The following is a 16278-nucleotide window of genomic DNA, read 5'->3' on the forward strand; positions in this document are numbered from 1 at the left end:
TTTCATTTATTTAGTGAATGAAAAGATTATTTTTTATAATTATACTCAACGTCATTATGTAACGTAATTTATATGTTTTTTAATAATTCATTAAGTTGTTTTTTAAATATTCTCATGATGAATTTATTCGGATTGCATATAAAAAGGTTAATACTCGAAATAGTAAATAAAAATCACTCACAATAGCTTTCGATATGAGTGTGTTTACTGCTTTATCCCAGGAGTTTTTTTATGTCAACAGGATTACGTTTCACACTGGAGGTGGACGGCCTGCCACCGGATGCGCTGGCCGTGGCGTCCTTTCACCTGGAGCAGTCCCTTTCCTCGTTGTTCACCCTCAATATTTCGCTGGTCAGCCAGCAGCTTCTCAGCATTGATTTCTCTCAGGTTCTGGAAAAAACAGCCCATCTTAAAATCTGGCAGGGCACGGAGATACAGCGCCGGGTGAACGGTATTGTGACCTGGTTTGAGCAGGGGGAAAACGATGGACATCAGATGCTGTACAGCATGATTGTCCGGCCACCGGTGTGGCGTGCCGCCCTGCGGCAGAACTCCCGTATTTTTCAGAATGAGGACATTAAAAGCATTCTGGGGACGATATTGCAGGAAAACGGGGTGACGGACTGGAGTCCGCTGTTCAGTGAGGCGCATCCGGCGCGGGAATTCTGCGTGCAGTACGGTGAAACGGATTATGACTTTCTGGCGCGGATGGCGGCGGAGGAAGGACTGTTCTTCTACGAAGAGCACTCGCCTGACAGCGACGACCAGAGTCTGGTGCTGTGTGACACGGTGCGCTTTCTGCCGGAGGCGTTTGACATCCCGTGGAACCCGAATACCCGGACCGAAGTGAGCACGCCGTGCATCAGCCAGTTCCGCCACAGCGCACAGATACGCCCCTCTTCTGTCATTGGCAAGGACTACACCTTCAAACGTCCTGGCTGGGCGGGCCGCTTTGAGCAGCAGGGGCAGAACCAGGATTATCAGCGTACACAGTATGAAGTGTTTGATTATCCGGGGCGCTTCAAGGACGGCCACGGGCAGAACTTCGCCCGCTGGCAGGTGGAGGGCTGGCGCAATAATGCCGAAGAGGCGCAGGGAAAAAGTCGTTCTCCGGCAATATGGCCGGGGCGGCGTATTCAGCTGACGGAACATCCGCAGGCGGGCCTGAACCGGGAATGGCAGGTGGTGAGCAGCGATTTGCATGGGAAACAGCCGCAGGCGGTGGCGGGGCGTTCCGGTTCAGGGACCACTCTTGAGAATGATTTTACGGTGATACCGGCGGACAGGACGTGGCGGCCCCGGCCAATGGAAAAGCCGTCAGTGGACGGCCCGCAGTCAGCCACTGTTACCGGCCCGGAGGGGGAGGAAATCTTCTGTGACGAACATGGCCGGGTGCGGGTGAAGTTTAACTGGGACCGGTATAACCCGGCGAACCAGGACAGCTCGTGCTGGATACGGGTGGTACAGGCATGGGCGGGGCCGGGTTTCGGCAACCTGGCGATACCGCGGGTGGGCCAGGAGGTGATAGTGGACTTCCTGAACGGGGACCCTGACCAGCCGATAATCATGGGACGGACGTACCATGCGGATAACCCGCCGCCGGGGGGGCTGCCGGGGACGAAGACGCAGATGACCATCCGCTCGAAAACCTATAAAGGTAGCGGGTATAACGAGCTGATGTTCGAGGATAAAACAGGTCAGGAACTGTTGTCTATGCATGCGCAGAAGGACATGAAGACGACGGTACTCAACGATCAGGGTACGGCGATCATTCGTAACCAGAGTCTGGTAGTGGGCAATAACCGGCTGAAAGTCGTGACCGCCAACGAAGATGTCAAAATTGATGGGTACCAGCTGCTCAATATTAGGCAGTTTCAGGAAGTGAATGTCAAAACCGATGTGACCTGTTTTAACGGCGGCGACAGGATAATGCAAAGCGCGGGAAACGTAGTCATCGGATCAGGTTCCATGATCCGGCTGGAATGTGGGGAGAGTGCACTGGAGTTACATGCCGGGGGCGTGATTAACCTTAAGGGCAAGGCGTTTAACATCGTGGCTGAGGGTAACAGTCTCATTACGACAGGCACAGCTATGCTGGGCCTGAATCCGGAAGAGCCTGCCCCGGCTATTGGTGTTGTCGGTGACAGCCATAAAAAAGACTTAACCAGCATTATACAGGGATTATTCCCCGAAGAGGCAGGGGGCGGAAAATGAACGCCATTTACCGCATGAATGAAGGACATCTGGCGCTGACCGGGGAAGACTGGCTTGACTGCACGATGCAGGTTATCCGCAATACCCGCACCCACACCTCACTGGTGATCACCCGCGCAGTTATTGCCGGGGACAGGTCGTTTGATGACGAACTGGTATTCCAGTGGGCACAGGTGGCTGCACAGATCGATAACTATCAACAGACGCCACCCGTCACATTAACGTTGCCTTTATTGCCTGACTGTCCCGCCCGGGAAACGACGGCTACATATCTTCGTGAACCTTATTTTTGTTGCCAGCGCCAGCTGGCCGTACTGATGCCAGAACGGCGGCTGCTGATGCTGACCTGCACCGCACTGAATACCTTTAGCGAAGAGGACGAACGGTTCTGGCTGCAGGTTAAAAATACGCTGGACAGGGACTGAGATCAGACAGAGGACGTTTTGCCATGAGCAATCCGAACGCCGCCCGTCTGGGCGACGACATCATTCATACCAGTATTCTGGCCGATATACTGGAGGGAGCTTTTGAAGCGGCTATTTGCGTTGCTGTTGGGGTCGTCGTGGTTGCTGCTGCAGCCCCTCTTGCCGCCGCGGCGGCAACTGCTGCAGGCGTGTCAGCTGCGACGGTTGCGGCAGCGTCAGTCGCCGCAACAACCTGTACCGCCGCGGGCATTGTCGGAGGGCTGACCGTTTCGTTATCGGGGGCCGCTGAAGTTGTCGGCGATATTGCTCAGGGAGCGGCAAACTTTATCTCCCCCCCGTCACCGCAGGGGAAAATTGCGACAGGCTCTTTAAATGTGCAGACCAATGGTCTGCCTGCCGCCAGAGCTGCGGGGCGTCTGATGACCGCCGCCGAAAATGCCACGCGGGAAAAAATGGAGGCGGAAGAGAAGACGCGGCGGGAAGAAGAGGACGCCCGGATGTCCACAGGGATGAAAGTGCTGAACGGGGTGTCTGCACTGTTCAGCTATGGCAGCGAACTGCTGGGTGAGTTGATTAACCCTGTCGTGGCCGGGCCGTCAGGCGGGGTGGTGGAAGCTGAGCATGATGTGGTGCTATGCGAAAAACACCCACCGAACCCGATACAGTTTATGGCCGAAGGCTCCTCTCAGGTCAGTATCAATGGTCTGCCTGCCGTCCGCACCGGAGACCGGACAACCTGCGGCGGCACCGTTTCCACGGTGGTCTCTCCCAACGTCATCATCGGGGGTAAACCGGTTGTGGTTCGCCCTATTCATAGCGGCAAATCACCCGGCGTGGAAACCGCGCTGCTCGCGCTTTCCGTCCTGACGTGCCGCCCCACTAAGCTACTGAAACAGCTTCCCTGCATGATAATGGGGATGGCGGCGGCAATGCTTGCCAGTAAGATTGGCGAATCTGTGCGGGCACTGTGGAATCCGGTACATGCCGCGACGGGCGCGAAGGTTCTGAGCGGGGAAGAGGACTGTGATTTTGAGCTCCCGGCCCGTTTCCCTCTCATCTGGCAGCGCATCTACAACAGCTGTAACCCGCATGAAGGGCTCTTTGGTCGCGGCTGGCGCACCGCATTTGAAACCCGCGTGGTCAGGGAGGAGGAATACACCTGCTTCCATGATGAAGGGGGGCGTGAACTCCGTTTTGTCTGTCCCCCGCCGGGTGAGGCAGGGTTCAGTCCCGATGAAGGACTGTTATTTGCGCAGAGCGAACAGGGCATGGTGGTGATTGGTGATCTGGACGGCGCCACCTGGCGGCTCTATCTTCCGCACCCGCTAGCGCCCTCGCAGCTGCGCCTGCACCTGCTGTCGGATAATTATGGCAATGGCTTGCGGCTCCATTATGACGAACAGGATCGCCTGCAGGCGATTACCGATACCCAGGAAAGCCTGCGGGTGGTGCTGCATTATCAGGACTTACACTCCCCGCAGCGTCCGACCCGGATCACTGAGCACATGCTCACCCCGGCCCCCCCCGGTGGCGAGCCGGTTCATCGGCTACTGATGTCCTACGACTACACCCCGCAGGGGGAACTGTGCCGTGTGACCGATGCGGATGATGTCTGCCTGCGTGAATTTGATTACACCCCGGACGCCCTGATGGCAGGGCACCGGATGCCCGGCGGGGCCCGTCACCGCTATCAGTGGAAAAAGTTCAGCGACGGCTGGCGGGTGGTGGCCTATGAGTCCAGTGGAGGCGACAGCGCCACGATTGGTTATGACCTGACACAGGGCGTGACCACCGTCACCCATGGCGGTGGCGAAACGCACCGGCATGAATGGGATCATCGCTATCTGGTGGAGAAGTACACCGATGAATCCGGGCAGGTATGGGGCTATGATTGGAACGAGGACGGGCAGCTTTCGCGTACCGTCGACCCGTTGGGTGCCAGCAGAGCATATCACTATGATAATGCGGGAAACATGATTCTGGAGACCGACCCGCTGGGCCGGGCCGTCTGTACACGCTGGCTTGAAGACCGGGCGCTGCCTGTTCAGGTCAGCGGGCCGGAGGGAAGCGTACACCAGTATTTTTATGATGCGAACTTTGGTCTGCGTGCAGAAATCAATGCACTCGGGCTGTGCTGCTATTACCGTCGTGATGAATGGGGCCAGGTCGTCGAATTCACAGATGAAAAGGGCGGCGTACAACGCTTTAGCTGTAATGAGCGTGGGCAGCTTATCAGCGTTCAGGACTGTTCCGGGAAAACAACGCAGTACCGGTACGATGCGGCTTACCGGCTGGCCGAAGAGGTGGATGCGGCCGGGGAGAGTACCCGCTATGTTTACAGCCCGGCAGGCAGGCTAAAAACGGTTTCCGGTGCCGAGGACTGGACGGCCAGCCTGTCCTGGACGGCACAGGGGCTGCCGGAAAGCTACCGGGTGGGACACAATAATCCGGTGCGCTGGCAGTATGATGCCTGTGGTCGGGTGAGCGTGGTGACTGACCCGCTGGGCCATACCGTGCGGCGTGAATATGACGCGCGCAACCGGCTGACGCGTTTGTATAACGAAAGTGGTGAGCTGTACCGGTTTATCCACGGCATAAATGGGCATCTGACGGAAGAGCGGGGTCTGGATGGTATTATCACCCGCTACGAATACGATGTCTGTGACCGGGTGGTCAGTAAAACCTGGGCGGCCGGCACGCCGGATGCGCTGACGCACCGCTGGCAGTATAACGCAGCCGGGGAAGTGACCGATAAGCAAACGCCGGACGGGCACACGGTCTACCGGTACACGACGGGAGGGACTCTGCAGGCGGCGCTGTTTTATCCGCCGGGAGCAGAGAGTCCTGCACAGCGCGTGCTGCTGGAGCATGACCGGCTCGGCCGGCTGACGGCGGAGGAGAACGACTCTGGCCGGGTGAGCTACAGCCTGGATGAACTGGGTAACCGGACATCCGTTCAGCTACCGGATGGCCGCAGCCTGAAGACGCTGTATTACGGCAGCGGTCATGCGCTGAGTATCAGTCTGGATGAGCGGCTGATTACGGAATTTACCCGTGACAACCTGCACCGGGAAATCAGTCGAACGCAGGGCGGCCTGACGACACGCACGCGTTATGACCGCCTGGGGCGGCAGGCGCGCCGGGATATCTACCGCAAAGAGAACGGGATGCGGCCGGTGGAGGCGTGGCACTGGCAGTACGACAGCCGTCACAACCTGCTGAGTGAAACGCAAATCAGCGACTACCGCTATCAGGGCTACCATTATGATGACGGTGACCGCGTCTGTCGCCACGACACCAGTTTTCGTGGGGTGACGCATCATACGTACGATGCGGCAGGTAACCTGCTGACTGCCCCGCAGGCAGGGCAGTCGCTGACACATAACCGGCAGACGCAGTGCGGTAATGGTGCGTGCAGGTATGATGTTTACGGCCGGATGGTGCAGAAACCGGGCCCGGGAGGGATGTGGCGCTACGGTTATGACAGTGAACACCGGATGACGGAAGCGGTACTGGACACACCGGACGCAACCGGGGCCGGAAATACGCGACACCGGGTGATTTTTACCTACGACCCGTTTGGAAGGCGAACAGAAAAGCGCAGCGAGGTGACGGTATCTGCGCCGGATGACGGGCGTGTCACCGGGGCGCAGGAGGTGACAACCTTTGTGTGGGAAGGGTTCCGGCTACTGGCGGAGACCCGCAACGGACAGTCGCTGGTGTACGTGTATGAAGGGGCGGGGAGTTACACGCCGCTGGCGAGGGTTTACGGCACCGGAGACAAACAGCGTGTGGACTACTACCGCTGCAGCCATAACGGTATGCCGCAGGCGCTGACGGATGAGGACGGGAAACTGCACTGGCGTCAGGATGTGGAGACGTGGGGAGAGACGCGGTCGGAATACGCGGATGAAGAGGGAGGCAGGTGGCGGAAGATATGGGGTGGTGCGCCGGAAGAAAACCTGCGGTTCGCGGGTCAGTATCTGGACAGGGAAACGGGACTTCATTATAATACATTCAGGTATTATGCGCCGGATATGGGACGGTTTATTACGCCGGACCCGATAGGGCTGGCGGGGGGGATAAATCTCTATAGTTACGCGCCTAATCCGCTGAGCTGGATCGATCCGCTTGGATTATTAAAATGTGGACTTACTGGTAATGAAGTCGGTGATGCTTCAAATCTGCCTGTAATAAAACCCGGCACTAAAGAATGGAAACTGGCTGTTGATACGATGAGGAATAATGGCAGTGGCAAACCTAATTTTAGGGTTGCTGATAGAAATGCCGCAGAAAAATTATTGAAAGATGCTAATCCAAAAATACCAGAGTATGGTCAATATACAGGGTCAAAGAATTATCGAAACAAGGCCGGATATGAGCATCATCCTAATGAATCGCATACAGCAAATGCACCAGAAAATAATTTACCACATGTGAAATGGTCTGATTATAGTGCGGGTAAAAAGGCTCCAGGCAGCGGAAAAGGACATATCTTTTATGATTAATGATATCATTTTTGATGAGGCTCTCTATCCGATGGCCTGGCGTCTGAACTCTGAGGATTGTAGGCTCACTTCAGAAGATAAAAGGAAGGTAGTTTTTCTTGGTGAGGTTGAATCTGAAAATCTCTGGGATTTATTTTTTCCGTTTAAAAAGTTAATGGATATTGATTACTCATTTATGTCCCTCTTAGAAAAAAGAGAATTGGACTTCGATGAAGTGAAGGAGTCAGCAATATTTTTCTCTGATAAATTAAATGATGTATCAATATTATTCTTCTTCTGGGGGAGAAACGATTGTGCTATTATTCCATCAGATGTCCTTATAAAAGCATGGGATGATTTTTTCTATCCTAGCGATGAAACGTGTATTATTTTAATTCCAAATAGAGATAAAATTATTTACTCTTATGAGGAAAATTTCTTTTACGCAAGAAAAAATGGGTGATTTCATCAGAGCCGGGAGATATTAAATCTTCCCGGCTTTTTTATTATTTAGCCCTCGTTCAGCACACTAAACATCCCGTTCTTAATTCCCCTAACCACCTGTTTAGCCTGATAAAGCTGCTCGCGCAACTCCTGCACCTCGTTATTATCCGCCATCAGCACAATACATCCGTCTGAAATTTTCACCGTCACGCCGCGTCCGGTCTCAAATCCTGCCTCTTTCAGCCAGTCGCCCTTGAGGTGCAGGCTGGGATGCTGTGAGTAATATGTGGTCATATTTTCTGGTATAAGACATATTGCGGTAAATATTTTGACAGAAAATAAGGAATTCAAAGCAGGGCTGAGAAGAGCGACGATGGACAGAGAGTACCTCGCGTCAGTCCTTGCGGGGCGCGGGGTTTCGTAATCTTGCCCTACTTGGCTCCCTTTTCGTCTTTCAGCGCTCTCACCTGGCCATTGTGATAGAGTGCCGTATTCTGCGACGAATAAACACCAGGAGTCATCAATATGAGTCAGTTTCCGACACTTTCCGCAACCACCCTTGCGGCTATCAATACCGTAGGGCGATGGCTGGCGCAGAATGATTTTACGGGGAATATCACCGTTCAGTCAGATTGCGTGATTCTGGCAGGAAACGCGGTTATTCCTACCATCGACGCCGCCTGTCGGATCGCGAAAGAGCAACAGGTTCCCTTGCTGATTAGCGGTGGTATCGGTCATTCCACGCGCTTTCTGTATGATGCGATTGCCCAGCATCCGCGTTATAGCATCATTCGTACTACCGGACGCGCGGAAGCGGCGATCCTTGCCGATATTGCTCACCAGTTCTGGCAAATTCCGGGTGAGAAAATTTGGGTGGAAGATCAGTCGACAAACTGCGGTGAGAATGCCCGGTTTAGCTGTGCATTACTGAATCAGGCGGCAGAAAGTATTCATACCGTCATTGTGGTGCAGGATCCCACGATGCAACGCCGCACAATGGCCACGTTTCAGCGCGTCACCCGCGATGAACCGCATGCGCCGCGCTGGTTGAGTTTCCCTGGTTTCATCCCTGAACTGGCCCAACAGCACAACGGCGTGGATTTTGTGCCCGCCGCAGAAGGTCTGTGGCCGGTAGAACGCTATCTTTCTCTCATTACCGGTGAACTTCCGCGTCTGCGTGATGATGCAACCGGCTACGGGCCCTGTGGACACGATTTTATCGTACATGTTGATATACCCCAGGACGTCGAGCAAGCCTGGCTGCAGCTAAAAAATGATACCGCGCTGACCGACTTACTGGAGAGCCGTTCTCTGTAATTCTTGCTGCCCGTTTGTCGGCGTTTTACGGTAAACGGGCAGAAATCCTACTTGGTTTTTCTCTTTATTCTTACTTTTCCAGACGCTTTTATGAAGCAGTTCACAGAACCGCCACTCCAGCGATAATGCGTCATGCATGATTGATATTAATTAACAATAGTTTTACTTGTTAAAAACAAATCAGTCACAGGAGAGCCGCATGTCAGTACCCGTACAACATCCTATGTATATCGATGGGCAGTTTGTGACCTGGCACGATGACGCCTGGATTGATGTCGTCAATCCGGCCACGGAAGAGGTTATCTCGCGTATTCCCGATGGGCGTGCCGAAGATGCGCGTAAAGCGATCGATGCCGCGGATCGCGCTCAGCCGCAATGGGAAGCGTTGCCTGCCATTGAACGGGCAAACTGGTTACGCAAAATTTCTGCAGGTATCCGCCAGCGAGCCGATGAAATCAGCGCGTTGATTGTGGCGGAAGGTGGAAAAATTCAACAACTGGCTGACGTTGAAGTCGCGTTTACCGCCGACTATATCGATTACATGGCGGAGTGGGCGCGTCGCTATGAAGGCGAGATCCTGCAAAGCGATCGTCCGGGTGAGAATATCCTGCTGTTTAAGCGTGCACTGGGCGTGACGACGGGCATTCTGCCGTGGAACTTCCCGTTTTTCCTGATTGCCCGCAAACTGGCTCCCGCCTTGCTGACGGGAAATACCATCGTCGTTAAGCCGAGTGAATTCACACCGAATAACGCCATCGCCTTTGCCAAAATTGTTGATGACATTGGTTTACCGCGCGGGGTCTTTAACCTGGTGCTGGGACGCGGTGAAACGGTCGGGCAGGAGCTGGCCGGAAACCCGAAGGTCGCCATGGTGAGCATGACCGGTAGCGTCGGTGCGGGTGAGAAAATTATGGCCGCAGCGGCCAAAAACATCACCAAAGTTTGTCTGGAGTTGGGTGGCAAGGCCCCGGCTATCGTGATGGACGATGCTGACCTTGAGCTGGCGGTGAAGGCTATTGTTGACTCGCGGGTGATCAATACCGGACAGGTATGCAACTGTGCCGAGCGTGTATACGTTCAGAAAGGTATCTATGACCAGTTCGTTAATCGTCTGGGTGAGGCGATGAAAGCCGTGCAGTTTGGCAATCCGGCCGAACGCAATGACATTGCGATGGGGCCGCTGATTAATGCCGCTGCGCTGGCGCGTGTAGAGCAAAAAGTCGAGCGAGCGGTTCAGGAAGGCGCCCGTGTGGTGCTGGGTGGTAAAGCCGTTGCCGGTAAAGGTTATTACTATCCGCCGACATTACTGTTAGACGTGCGCCAGGATATGGCGATTATGCACGAGGAGACGTTTGGTCCGGTGCTGCCGGTGGTGTCATTTGATACGCTGGAACAGGCGTTGACGATGGCCAATGACAGTGACTACGGACTGACCTCATCGATCTATACGCAGAATCTGAATACGGCAATGAAGGCGATTAAGGGGCTGAAGTTTGGCGAAACCTATATTAATCGCGAAAACTTCGAGGCGATGCAGGGCTTCCACGCTGGCTGGCGCAAGTCCGGGATTGGCGGGGCAGATGGTAAACACGGTCTGAATGAATACCTGCAAACACAGGTAGTGTATTTGCAGTCTTAAGTTTTTCGCCGGGTGAGCCTGTACGCCACCCGGCGCAATTCTCACACTTTGGTGGCGATCCAGTTCATCATCATTTCCGGCCAGATGGCCAGCGGTAACCCTTGCGCATCGCGAATACCAAATCCGTGCTTACCGCGTTCAAACAGATGCATTTCGACCGGAACGCCCAGCCCACGTAGCGAATTAAAGAAAACCAGGCTGTTTTCTACTTTCACCGCCGGATCGTCGATGGCGTGTAGCAGGAATGTCGGCGGTGTCGTGTTATCCACTCGCTCTTCCAGAGAATAGTGGCGCAGATCTTCCTTTTCGGGCGTAGCGCCAACCAGCTCAAGACGAGAGCCCGGGTGGCCGATGTCTTCACGCAGAGTAATCACCGGGTAGACCAACGCCATGAACGCAGGACGCGTTGGTTGCTCGTCTATGCTATCAATCGGTGTATAAACCGGTTCGGCAAACCGGGTTCCCAGACTGGCGGCTACGTGACCACCGGAAGAGAAGCCCAACACACCGATACGATCAGGGTTAATTTTCCATTCATGGGCGTTGGCGCGAATGTAGCGCATGGCGCGCTGGGCATCGGCCAGCGGCGCGTTTGCACCTTCCTCATGGCCATCACCCGGCATGCGGTAGGTCATCACAAACAGGGTATAACCGCGGGCGTTAAAGAATGGTGCCAGTACGCTGCCTTCTTTATCCATCACCACGCGACGGTAAGAACCTCCCGGTGTAACAAGGATCCCTACGCCGTTAGGTTTTTCGGGGGCATAAACGGTAATTTCCGGGGCACGAATACCGGTGACCGCACGATCATACTGAGATGTTCCTGTATGTCGGTGTTCTGGCGTAAAGACCGCATCGCTGTTTTTTGCTCCGGGGGCTTCACTCTGCGGCCAGAATGAGACGGTGGTTGCGTGGGCAACGGCTTGCTCCATCATGTTTTCTAACGTTTCACGACTCAGTGCTTCCATTACTATGCTCCCTCAGTGGCAAAGGTTAGCTATAGCACAGTCAGTGAATTGAAAACGGGGAGAGACTCACAACGTATTGAATTCGCGGGAAATGAAAGAGGGCGGAGGCAGGCCTCCGCCAGAACATTAGAGCTTGATAAATTTATCCAGCGTACGAATAAGCTGGGTGACAAAACCGTATTCGTTATCGTACCAGGCGACGGTTTTTACCAGTTGCAGATCGCCCACTTCGGTAATCTCGGTTTGTGTTGCATCAAATACCGAACCGAAATGCGAGCCAATGACATCTGACGAGACGATTTCCTCGTCGGTATAACCAAACGACTCATTATTTTGCGTGGCTTTTTTCAGCGCGTTGTTGACCTCTTCAGCAGTGACTTTTTTCCCCAATATCGATACCAGTTCCGTGACAGATCCTGTTTTCACCGGAACACGCTGGGCATGGCCTTTTAATTTTCCGCTCAACGCCGGAATAACCAGACCAATGGCCTTGGCGGCACCAGTGGTATGGGGAATGATGTTCTCTGCTGCTGCCCGTGAGGCGCGCAGATCTTTCCCGCGTGGACCATCAACCAGCGACTGCGTTCCCGTGTAGGCGTGGATGGTGGTCATAGTGCCAAGCTGAATACCGAAGCTATCGTGCAGCGCTTTCGCCATCGGTGCCAGGCAGTTGGTGGTGCACGATGCGACCGAGATAATCCGATCGTTCGCATCCATTGTGTCGTCGTTGACGTTAAAGACAATGGTCTTCATGTCGCCAGCCGGGGCGGATATCAGCACTTTTTTGGCCCCTGCATTCAGGTGTGCGTTGGCTTTTTCTGTCGAGGTATAAAAACCGGTGCATTCGATGATTATCTCAGTGCCAGTGGTTTTCCACGGGATATTTTTGGCCTCTTTTTCTGCGTAGACTGCGATTTTTTTACCGTCGACAATCAGCGCGTCTTCGGTAAAGTCGATGCTCCAGGGAAACGGGCCGTAGTTTGAATCGTGCTTTAACAGATAGGCGAGAATTTTGGGCGAGGTGAGGTCATTAATGGCCACAACCTCCACGTTGCTTTTGACTTCCAGTAGCCGACGCAATACCAGACGACCGATACGACCAAAACCGTTAATGCCAATTTTACTCATGGTTTTCTCCTGTCAGGATGAGGCGGTACGACATATTTTCCTTACCAGGCTTAGTCCAGACAGGCATCCTCGGCAATAGCGGTTCTTGCTGTTAAGCGTAAGCGACTGAAAATGGGTGAACAAAAGTTAATGAATTTTTAACAAAAGCCCGTTATGTTGACGCATTATTGTTTTTATTCAGGAAGTGTTATGGGGAATAAGTATTCTGGCCTGCAAATCGGTATTCACTGGCTGGTCTTTTTGTTAGTTATTGTGGCCTATAGCGCCATGGAGTTTCGCGGATTTTTCCCGCGCAGCTATCGTCCCTTATTCAACATGGTGCACGTATCCTGTGGTATCACGATATTAACGCTGATGGTGGCGCGTCTGCTGGTCAGGCTGAAATATCCGGCACCGCCGATTGTGCCAAAACCAAAGCCAATGATGACTGGCATGGCGCATCTGGGGCATCTGGTTATCTATCTGTTGTTTATTGTGCTGCCTATTATTGGGCTGGTGATGATGTACAACCGGGGTAATCCGTGGATTGCATTCGGCATCGTTATGCCGCATGCGGCAGAGGCTAACTTTGATTTAGTGGATATGCTGAAGTCCTGGCACGTGACGCTGGCAAACCTGGGTTATTTTGTTATTGGTTTGCATGCCGTTGCCGCCCTGATGCATCACTATTTCTGGAAGGATAATACGCTGTTGCGCATGATGCCGCGTAAACGCTCCTGAGGTAACGCCCCGCAAATGCGGGGCATTTTTTTAGCCGATTAATTTTCGCAGGGTGGTGCTTTTCGTACGCTTTGAACCTGGGAGACGCGTTTTTTCAGGCTGACGATAGCCAGCGCAACAACAATCAGCACAATACCGCAGCCTTCAACAACGCCAGGCTCTTCACCCAGCAACCACCAGGAAAACAGAACGCCACAGACAGGTACCGCCAGCGTACTTAAGCTGGCAATACTGGCTGGTAAGTTACGCAACACAAACAGCCATAAACTCCATGCCAGCGCCGTCGCCAGCACGGCGCTATAAGCTAATGCCCAGAAAACGACAGGTTGCCAGTCTGGATCTCGCTGTGGAACCAGCCAGGCCACTAGGCTCATCACCAGCGCGGCATACAGCATCTGCCATGCGGTCAGCGCTAACAGATCGATATTCGGATGGCGGGTATACATTCGCTTGGCGACAATCGCGCTGCCCCCCCAACTGATCCCAGAAAGGATCGCCAGTAGCGCGCTCTGCATTGAGGCAAAGTTCAGTTGCCATGGCTGTAAAACCAGCAATAATCCCGCAGCTGCCACGGCAATGGCGAAATACTGTAAACGCCGCATGCGTTCACCGAGGAAAATGGCGGCCATAATCACCACCCAGAATGGCATGGTATAACTCAGTATGGCTACTTTACCTGCACCGCCGCTGACTAGCGCCCATTGTGATAATCCAACCATGCCGCATGTTTGTAGTAAGGCGATCGCTAACGTATAGCCGAAAGGTGTCGGGCGCATTCCTCGGCCACGCAGTAACAGAACGATGAATAACAATAATGCTCCAAAAGAACAGCGTAGTGCAGTGAAGTCGAACGCGCCGATGTAGTACGTGACCTGTTTCATCGCGATCCAGCTGTAGCTCCAGATGAGCGTTAAGGTGATGAGGCCGCCAATGGCCAGCGGATGACTTTTCCCTGCGGTGGTCATAATGTGTCCGTTTTAATGATTTTAGTACGCCACTATACGCGCTTTCAGGGCGCCGTAGTCGTTATCATTCCGGCTGAGTACATGTCGCGAAAATTTGTACTTTCTTCTGTGGAATAAAACCGAAAATTATTTTTCCAGATAGCATAAACGCTTACCGGCAAGATGATTAAACAACGCTCAGTTCGCCACGTCTGTCACTTGATCACTGTCCTCATTAAAACTACTGTATATAAATACAGTTATATGAGAGGCAGATTATTATGTTGTTTTTCCAGCCAGTAGAACATCGCGAAATCAAACAATTCCCGCTATTTAGCGATCTCGTGCCCTGCGGTTTTCCTTCTCCGGCGCAGGATTACGTTGAGAAACGTATCGATCTTAACGACCTGTTGGTGCAGCATCCCAGCGCAACCTATTTTGTTAAATCGTCTGGCGACTCCATGATGGGGGCAGGGATCGGTGCTGGCGACTTGCTGGTAGTCGACAGTGCCAGAAAAGCGGCCCACGGAGACATTGTGATTGCTGCTATTGAAGGCGAATTCACCGTTAAGCGCCTGCAATTGCATCCGGTGGTGATGCTGAAGCCAGAGAACAGCGCCTACGCACCGATCATGATCGGCAGCGAGGACACGCTGGATATATTTGGCGTGGTGACATTTATCATTAAATCCGCGGGCTGATTATGTTTGCGCTGGTGGATGTTAATTCGTTTTATGCCAGTTGTGAATCGGCATTCCGACCGGACCTGAAAGGTAAACCCGTTGTTGTTCTTTCAAATAATGATGGTTGTGTCATTGCCAGCAGCGCGGAAGCGAAGGCGCTTGGCGTCAATATGGGAGCACCATACTTCAAACAAAAAGATCTGTTCAGGCGCTGCGGCGTGTTCTGCTTTAGTTCGAACTACGAGCTGTATGCGGATATGAGCAGCAGGGTAATGTCGATTCTGGAGGAGCTGTCTCCGCGCGTGGAAATGTACAGTATCGATGAAGCCTTTTGTGATTTAACTGGCGTGCGAAACTGCAGGGATCTTACAGATTTTGGTCGTGAAATCAGAGAAACCATTTTACAGAAAACGCGCCTCACGGTTGGGGTCGGTATCGCCCAGACCAAAACCCTGGCCAAGCTGGCGAACCATGCTGCCAAAAAGTGGCAGGAACAGACTGACGGGGTGGTGGATCTCTCGAATATTGAGCGTCAGCGTAAGCTGATGGCTGCGCTCCCGGTTGATGAAGTCTGGGGTGTCGGACGCCGTATCAGTAAAAAACTGGACGCTATGGGCATTAAAACGGTCTGCGACCTGGCGGATACCGATATTCGCTTTATCCGCAAACATTTCAACGTTGTGCTTGAGCGCACTGTGCGGGAATTGCGCGGTGAACCGTGCCTGGCGTTGGAAGAGTTTGCGCCAGTTAAGCAGGAGATCATTTGTTCAAGATCGTTTGGTGAAAAACTCACGGATTACAATGCGATGAGAGAGGCTATTTGTACCTATGCTGCACGTGCTGCGGAAAAATTACGCAGAGAGCACCAGTTCTGCCGGTTTATCTCTACGTTTATCAAAACCAGCCCATTTTCCCTGAATGAACCGTATTACGGTAACAGCGCATCGATAAAACTGCTGACACCAACCCAGGATAGTCGGGAAATTATAAGGGCGGCCACACGTAGCCTGGACGCAATATGGCGGGAGGGGCTGCGTTATCAAAAAGCAGGGGTTATGCTGGGCGATTTTTTTAGTTCTGGCGTTGCGCAGTTGAATCTGTTTGATGACAACGCCCCACGGCATAACAGCGATAAGCTGATGGCCGTTCTGGATACACTCAATGCTGAAAAGGGTAAAGGAACACTCTATTTTGCCGGACAAGGTATACAACAACCGTGGGCAATGAAGCGAGATATGCTTTCACCGCGTTATACAACGAGATATAGCGATTTACTGCGGGTGGGATAGCCATTGTTATCGTAAATAAG

Annotated in this window: 13 protein-coding genes and 1 pseudogene; 10 read left to right on the plus strand and 4 right to left on the minus strand. The window is 53.2% G+C overall.

Annotation, left to right across the window (positions count from 1 at the left end):
* The first annotated feature begins 231 nt into the window (after positions 1-231).
* Genes SK38_RS05330 through SK38_RS05345 form a run of 4 tightly spaced genes read left to right on the plus strand, consistent with a single transcriptional unit; the run spans position 232 to position 7589 of the window.
* A complete protein-coding gene (locus SK38_RS05330; protein ID WP_075553031.1) occupies positions 232-2214 on the plus strand; it encodes a type VI secretion system Vgr family protein in 1983 nt (660 codons plus the stop codon).
* Entirely contained in the window at positions 2211-2639 is a 429-nt protein-coding gene (locus tag SK38_RS05335; RefSeq protein ID WP_008784877.1) for a DcrB-related protein, read from the plus strand. The genes SK38_RS05330 and SK38_RS05335 overlap by 4 nt, the downstream gene beginning before the upstream one ends.
* Before the next feature lie 23 nt (positions 2640-2662).
* Positions 2663-7147 carry an RHS repeat-associated core domain-containing protein gene (locus SK38_RS05340; RefSeq protein WP_008784876.1) on the plus strand — a complete coding sequence of 1495 codons (4485 nt, stop codon included), beginning with the start codon at positions 2663-2665 and terminating at the stop codon, positions 7145-7147.
* Positions 7140-7589, plus strand: coding sequence for a hypothetical protein (locus SK38_RS05345; protein ID WP_020996382.1), 450 nt, complete (start codon positions 7140-7142; stop codon positions 7587-7589). Before SK38_RS05340 ends, SK38_RS05345 begins: the two co-directional genes overlap by 8 nt.
* A 47-nt stretch (positions 7590-7636) precedes the next feature.
* Here SK38_RS05345 and SK38_RS05350 read toward each other — a convergent pair whose 3' ends face one another.
* Complete coding sequence (locus SK38_RS05350) at positions 7637-7864, minus strand: SymE family type I addiction module toxin (protein WP_020996383.1); 228 nt, start codon at positions 7862-7864, stop codon at positions 7637-7639.
* Between SK38_RS05350 and SK38_RS24895 the strand changes: the two are divergent.
* From SK38_RS24895 to aldA, 3 genes and pseudogenes are all read left to right on the plus strand, one after another.
* Positions 7863-7994, plus strand: a pseudogene (locus SK38_RS24895) (ISAs1 family transposase); the annotation flags it as partial. The gene SK38_RS05350 and the pseudogene SK38_RS24895 overlap by 2 nt on opposite strands.
* A 101-nt stretch (positions 7995-8095) precedes the next feature.
* Positions 8096-8887: a YdcF family protein gene (locus SK38_RS05355; protein ID WP_008784874.1), complete on the plus strand. Its 792-nt coding sequence runs from the start codon at positions 8096-8098 to the stop codon at positions 8885-8887.
* A 199-nt stretch (positions 8888-9086) separates the two neighbouring features.
* On the plus strand, positions 9087-10526 hold the full coding sequence (gene aldA, locus SK38_RS05360) for an aldehyde dehydrogenase (protein ID WP_048235306.1): 1440 nt from the start codon (positions 9087-9089) through the stop codon (positions 10524-10526).
* A 41-nt stretch (positions 10527-10567) separates the two neighbouring features.
* Here aldA and SK38_RS05365 read toward each other — a convergent pair whose 3' ends face one another.
* Together SK38_RS05365 and gap are read right to left on the minus strand one after the other, a co-directional pair.
* Complete coding sequence (locus tag SK38_RS05365) at positions 10568-11494, minus strand: alpha/beta hydrolase (protein ID WP_048235307.1); 927 nt, start codon at positions 11492-11494, stop codon at positions 10568-10570.
* A gap of 126 nt (positions 11495-11620) precedes the next feature.
* Entirely contained in the window at positions 11621-12622 is a 1002-nt protein-coding gene (gene gap, locus SK38_RS05370; RefSeq protein WP_048235308.1) for a type I glyceraldehyde-3-phosphate dehydrogenase, read from the minus strand.
* Between the two features lie 189 nt (positions 12623-12811).
* On the opposite strand from gap, the gene cybB reads away from it, so the two are divergent.
* The gene (gene cybB, locus SK38_RS05375) at positions 12812-13342 is read left to right on the plus strand and encodes a cytochrome b561 (protein ID WP_008784870.1); all 531 of its coding nucleotides are present in this window, start codon (positions 12812-12814) and stop codon (positions 13340-13342) included.
* Positions 13343-13380: 38 nt separating this feature from the next.
* Here the strand turns inward: cybB and SK38_RS05380 are convergent, their stop codons facing one another.
* Positions 13381-14307 carry a DMT family transporter gene (locus tag SK38_RS05380; RefSeq protein ID WP_048235309.1) on the minus strand — a complete coding sequence of 309 codons (927 nt, stop codon included), beginning with the start codon at positions 14305-14307 and terminating at the stop codon, positions 13381-13383.
* Between the two features lie 260 nt (positions 14308-14567).
* Between SK38_RS05380 and SK38_RS05385 the strand changes: the two genes are divergently transcribed.
* Positions 14568-14987 (plus strand): translesion error-prone DNA polymerase V autoproteolytic subunit, encoded by a 420-nt coding sequence (locus tag SK38_RS05385; protein ID WP_032943548.1) that lies wholly within the window; start codon positions 14568-14570, stop codon positions 14985-14987.
* A 2-nt stretch (positions 14988-14989) separates the two neighbouring features.
* Entirely contained in the window at positions 14990-16258 is a 1269-nt protein-coding gene (locus SK38_RS05390) for a Y-family DNA polymerase (RefSeq protein ID WP_048214134.1), read from the plus strand.
* The last annotated feature ends 20 nt before the right edge of the window (positions 16259-16278 follow it).

It is taken from the genome of Citrobacter sp. MGH110 (assembly GCF_001037515.1).
Taxonomy (GTDB): domain Bacteria; phylum Pseudomonadota; class Gammaproteobacteria; order Enterobacterales; family Enterobacteriaceae; genus Citrobacter; species Citrobacter portucalensis.

What these genes read in the sequence shown, in the direction of transcription:
- SK38_RS05330 (WP_075553031.1), top strand. Translation starts at nt 232, where the DNA reads ATGTCAACAGGATTACGTTTCACACTGGAGGTGGACGGCCTGCCACCG.
- SK38_RS05385 (WP_032943548.1), top strand. Translation starts at nt 14,568, where the DNA reads ATGTTGTTTTTCCAGCCAGTAGAACATCGCGAAATCAAACAATTCCCG.
- SK38_RS05335 (WP_008784877.1), top strand. Translation starts at nt 2,211, where the DNA reads ATGAACGCCATTTACCGCATGAATGAAGGACATCTGGCGCTGACCGGG.
- SK38_RS05340 (WP_008784876.1), top strand. Translation starts at nt 2,663, where the DNA reads ATGAGCAATCCGAACGCCGCCCGTCTGGGCGACGACATCATTCATACC.
- aldA (WP_048235306.1), top strand. Translation starts at nt 9,087, where the DNA reads ATGTCAGTACCCGTACAACATCCTATGTATATCGATGGGCAGTTTGTG.
- SK38_RS05355 (WP_008784874.1), top strand. Translation starts at nt 8,096, where the DNA reads ATGAGTCAGTTTCCGACACTTTCCGCAACCACCCTTGCGGCTATCAAT.
- cybB (WP_008784870.1), top strand. Translation starts at nt 12,812, where the DNA reads ATGGGGAATAAGTATTCTGGCCTGCAAATCGGTATTCACTGGCTGGTC.
- SK38_RS05345 (WP_020996382.1), top strand. Translation starts at nt 7,140, where the DNA reads ATGATTAATGATATCATTTTTGATGAGGCTCTCTATCCGATGGCCTGG.
- gap (WP_048235308.1), bottom strand. Translation starts at nt 12,622, where the DNA reads ATGAGTAAAATTGGCATTAACGGTTTTGGTCGTATCGGTCGTCTGGTA.
- SK38_RS05365 (WP_048235307.1), bottom strand. Translation starts at nt 11,494, where the DNA reads ATGGAAGCACTGAGTCGTGAAACGTTAGAAAACATGATGGAGCAAGCC.
- SK38_RS05390 (WP_048214134.1), top strand. Translation starts at nt 14,990, where the DNA reads ATGTTTGCGCTGGTGGATGTTAATTCGTTTTATGCCAGTTGTGAATCG.
- SK38_RS05350 (WP_020996383.1), bottom strand. Translation starts at nt 7,864, where the DNA reads ATGACCACATATTACTCACAGCATCCCAGCCTGCACCTCAAGGGCGAC.
- SK38_RS05380 (WP_048235309.1), bottom strand. Translation starts at nt 14,307, where the DNA reads ATGACCACCGCAGGGAAAAGTCATCCGCTGGCCATTGGCGGCCTCATC.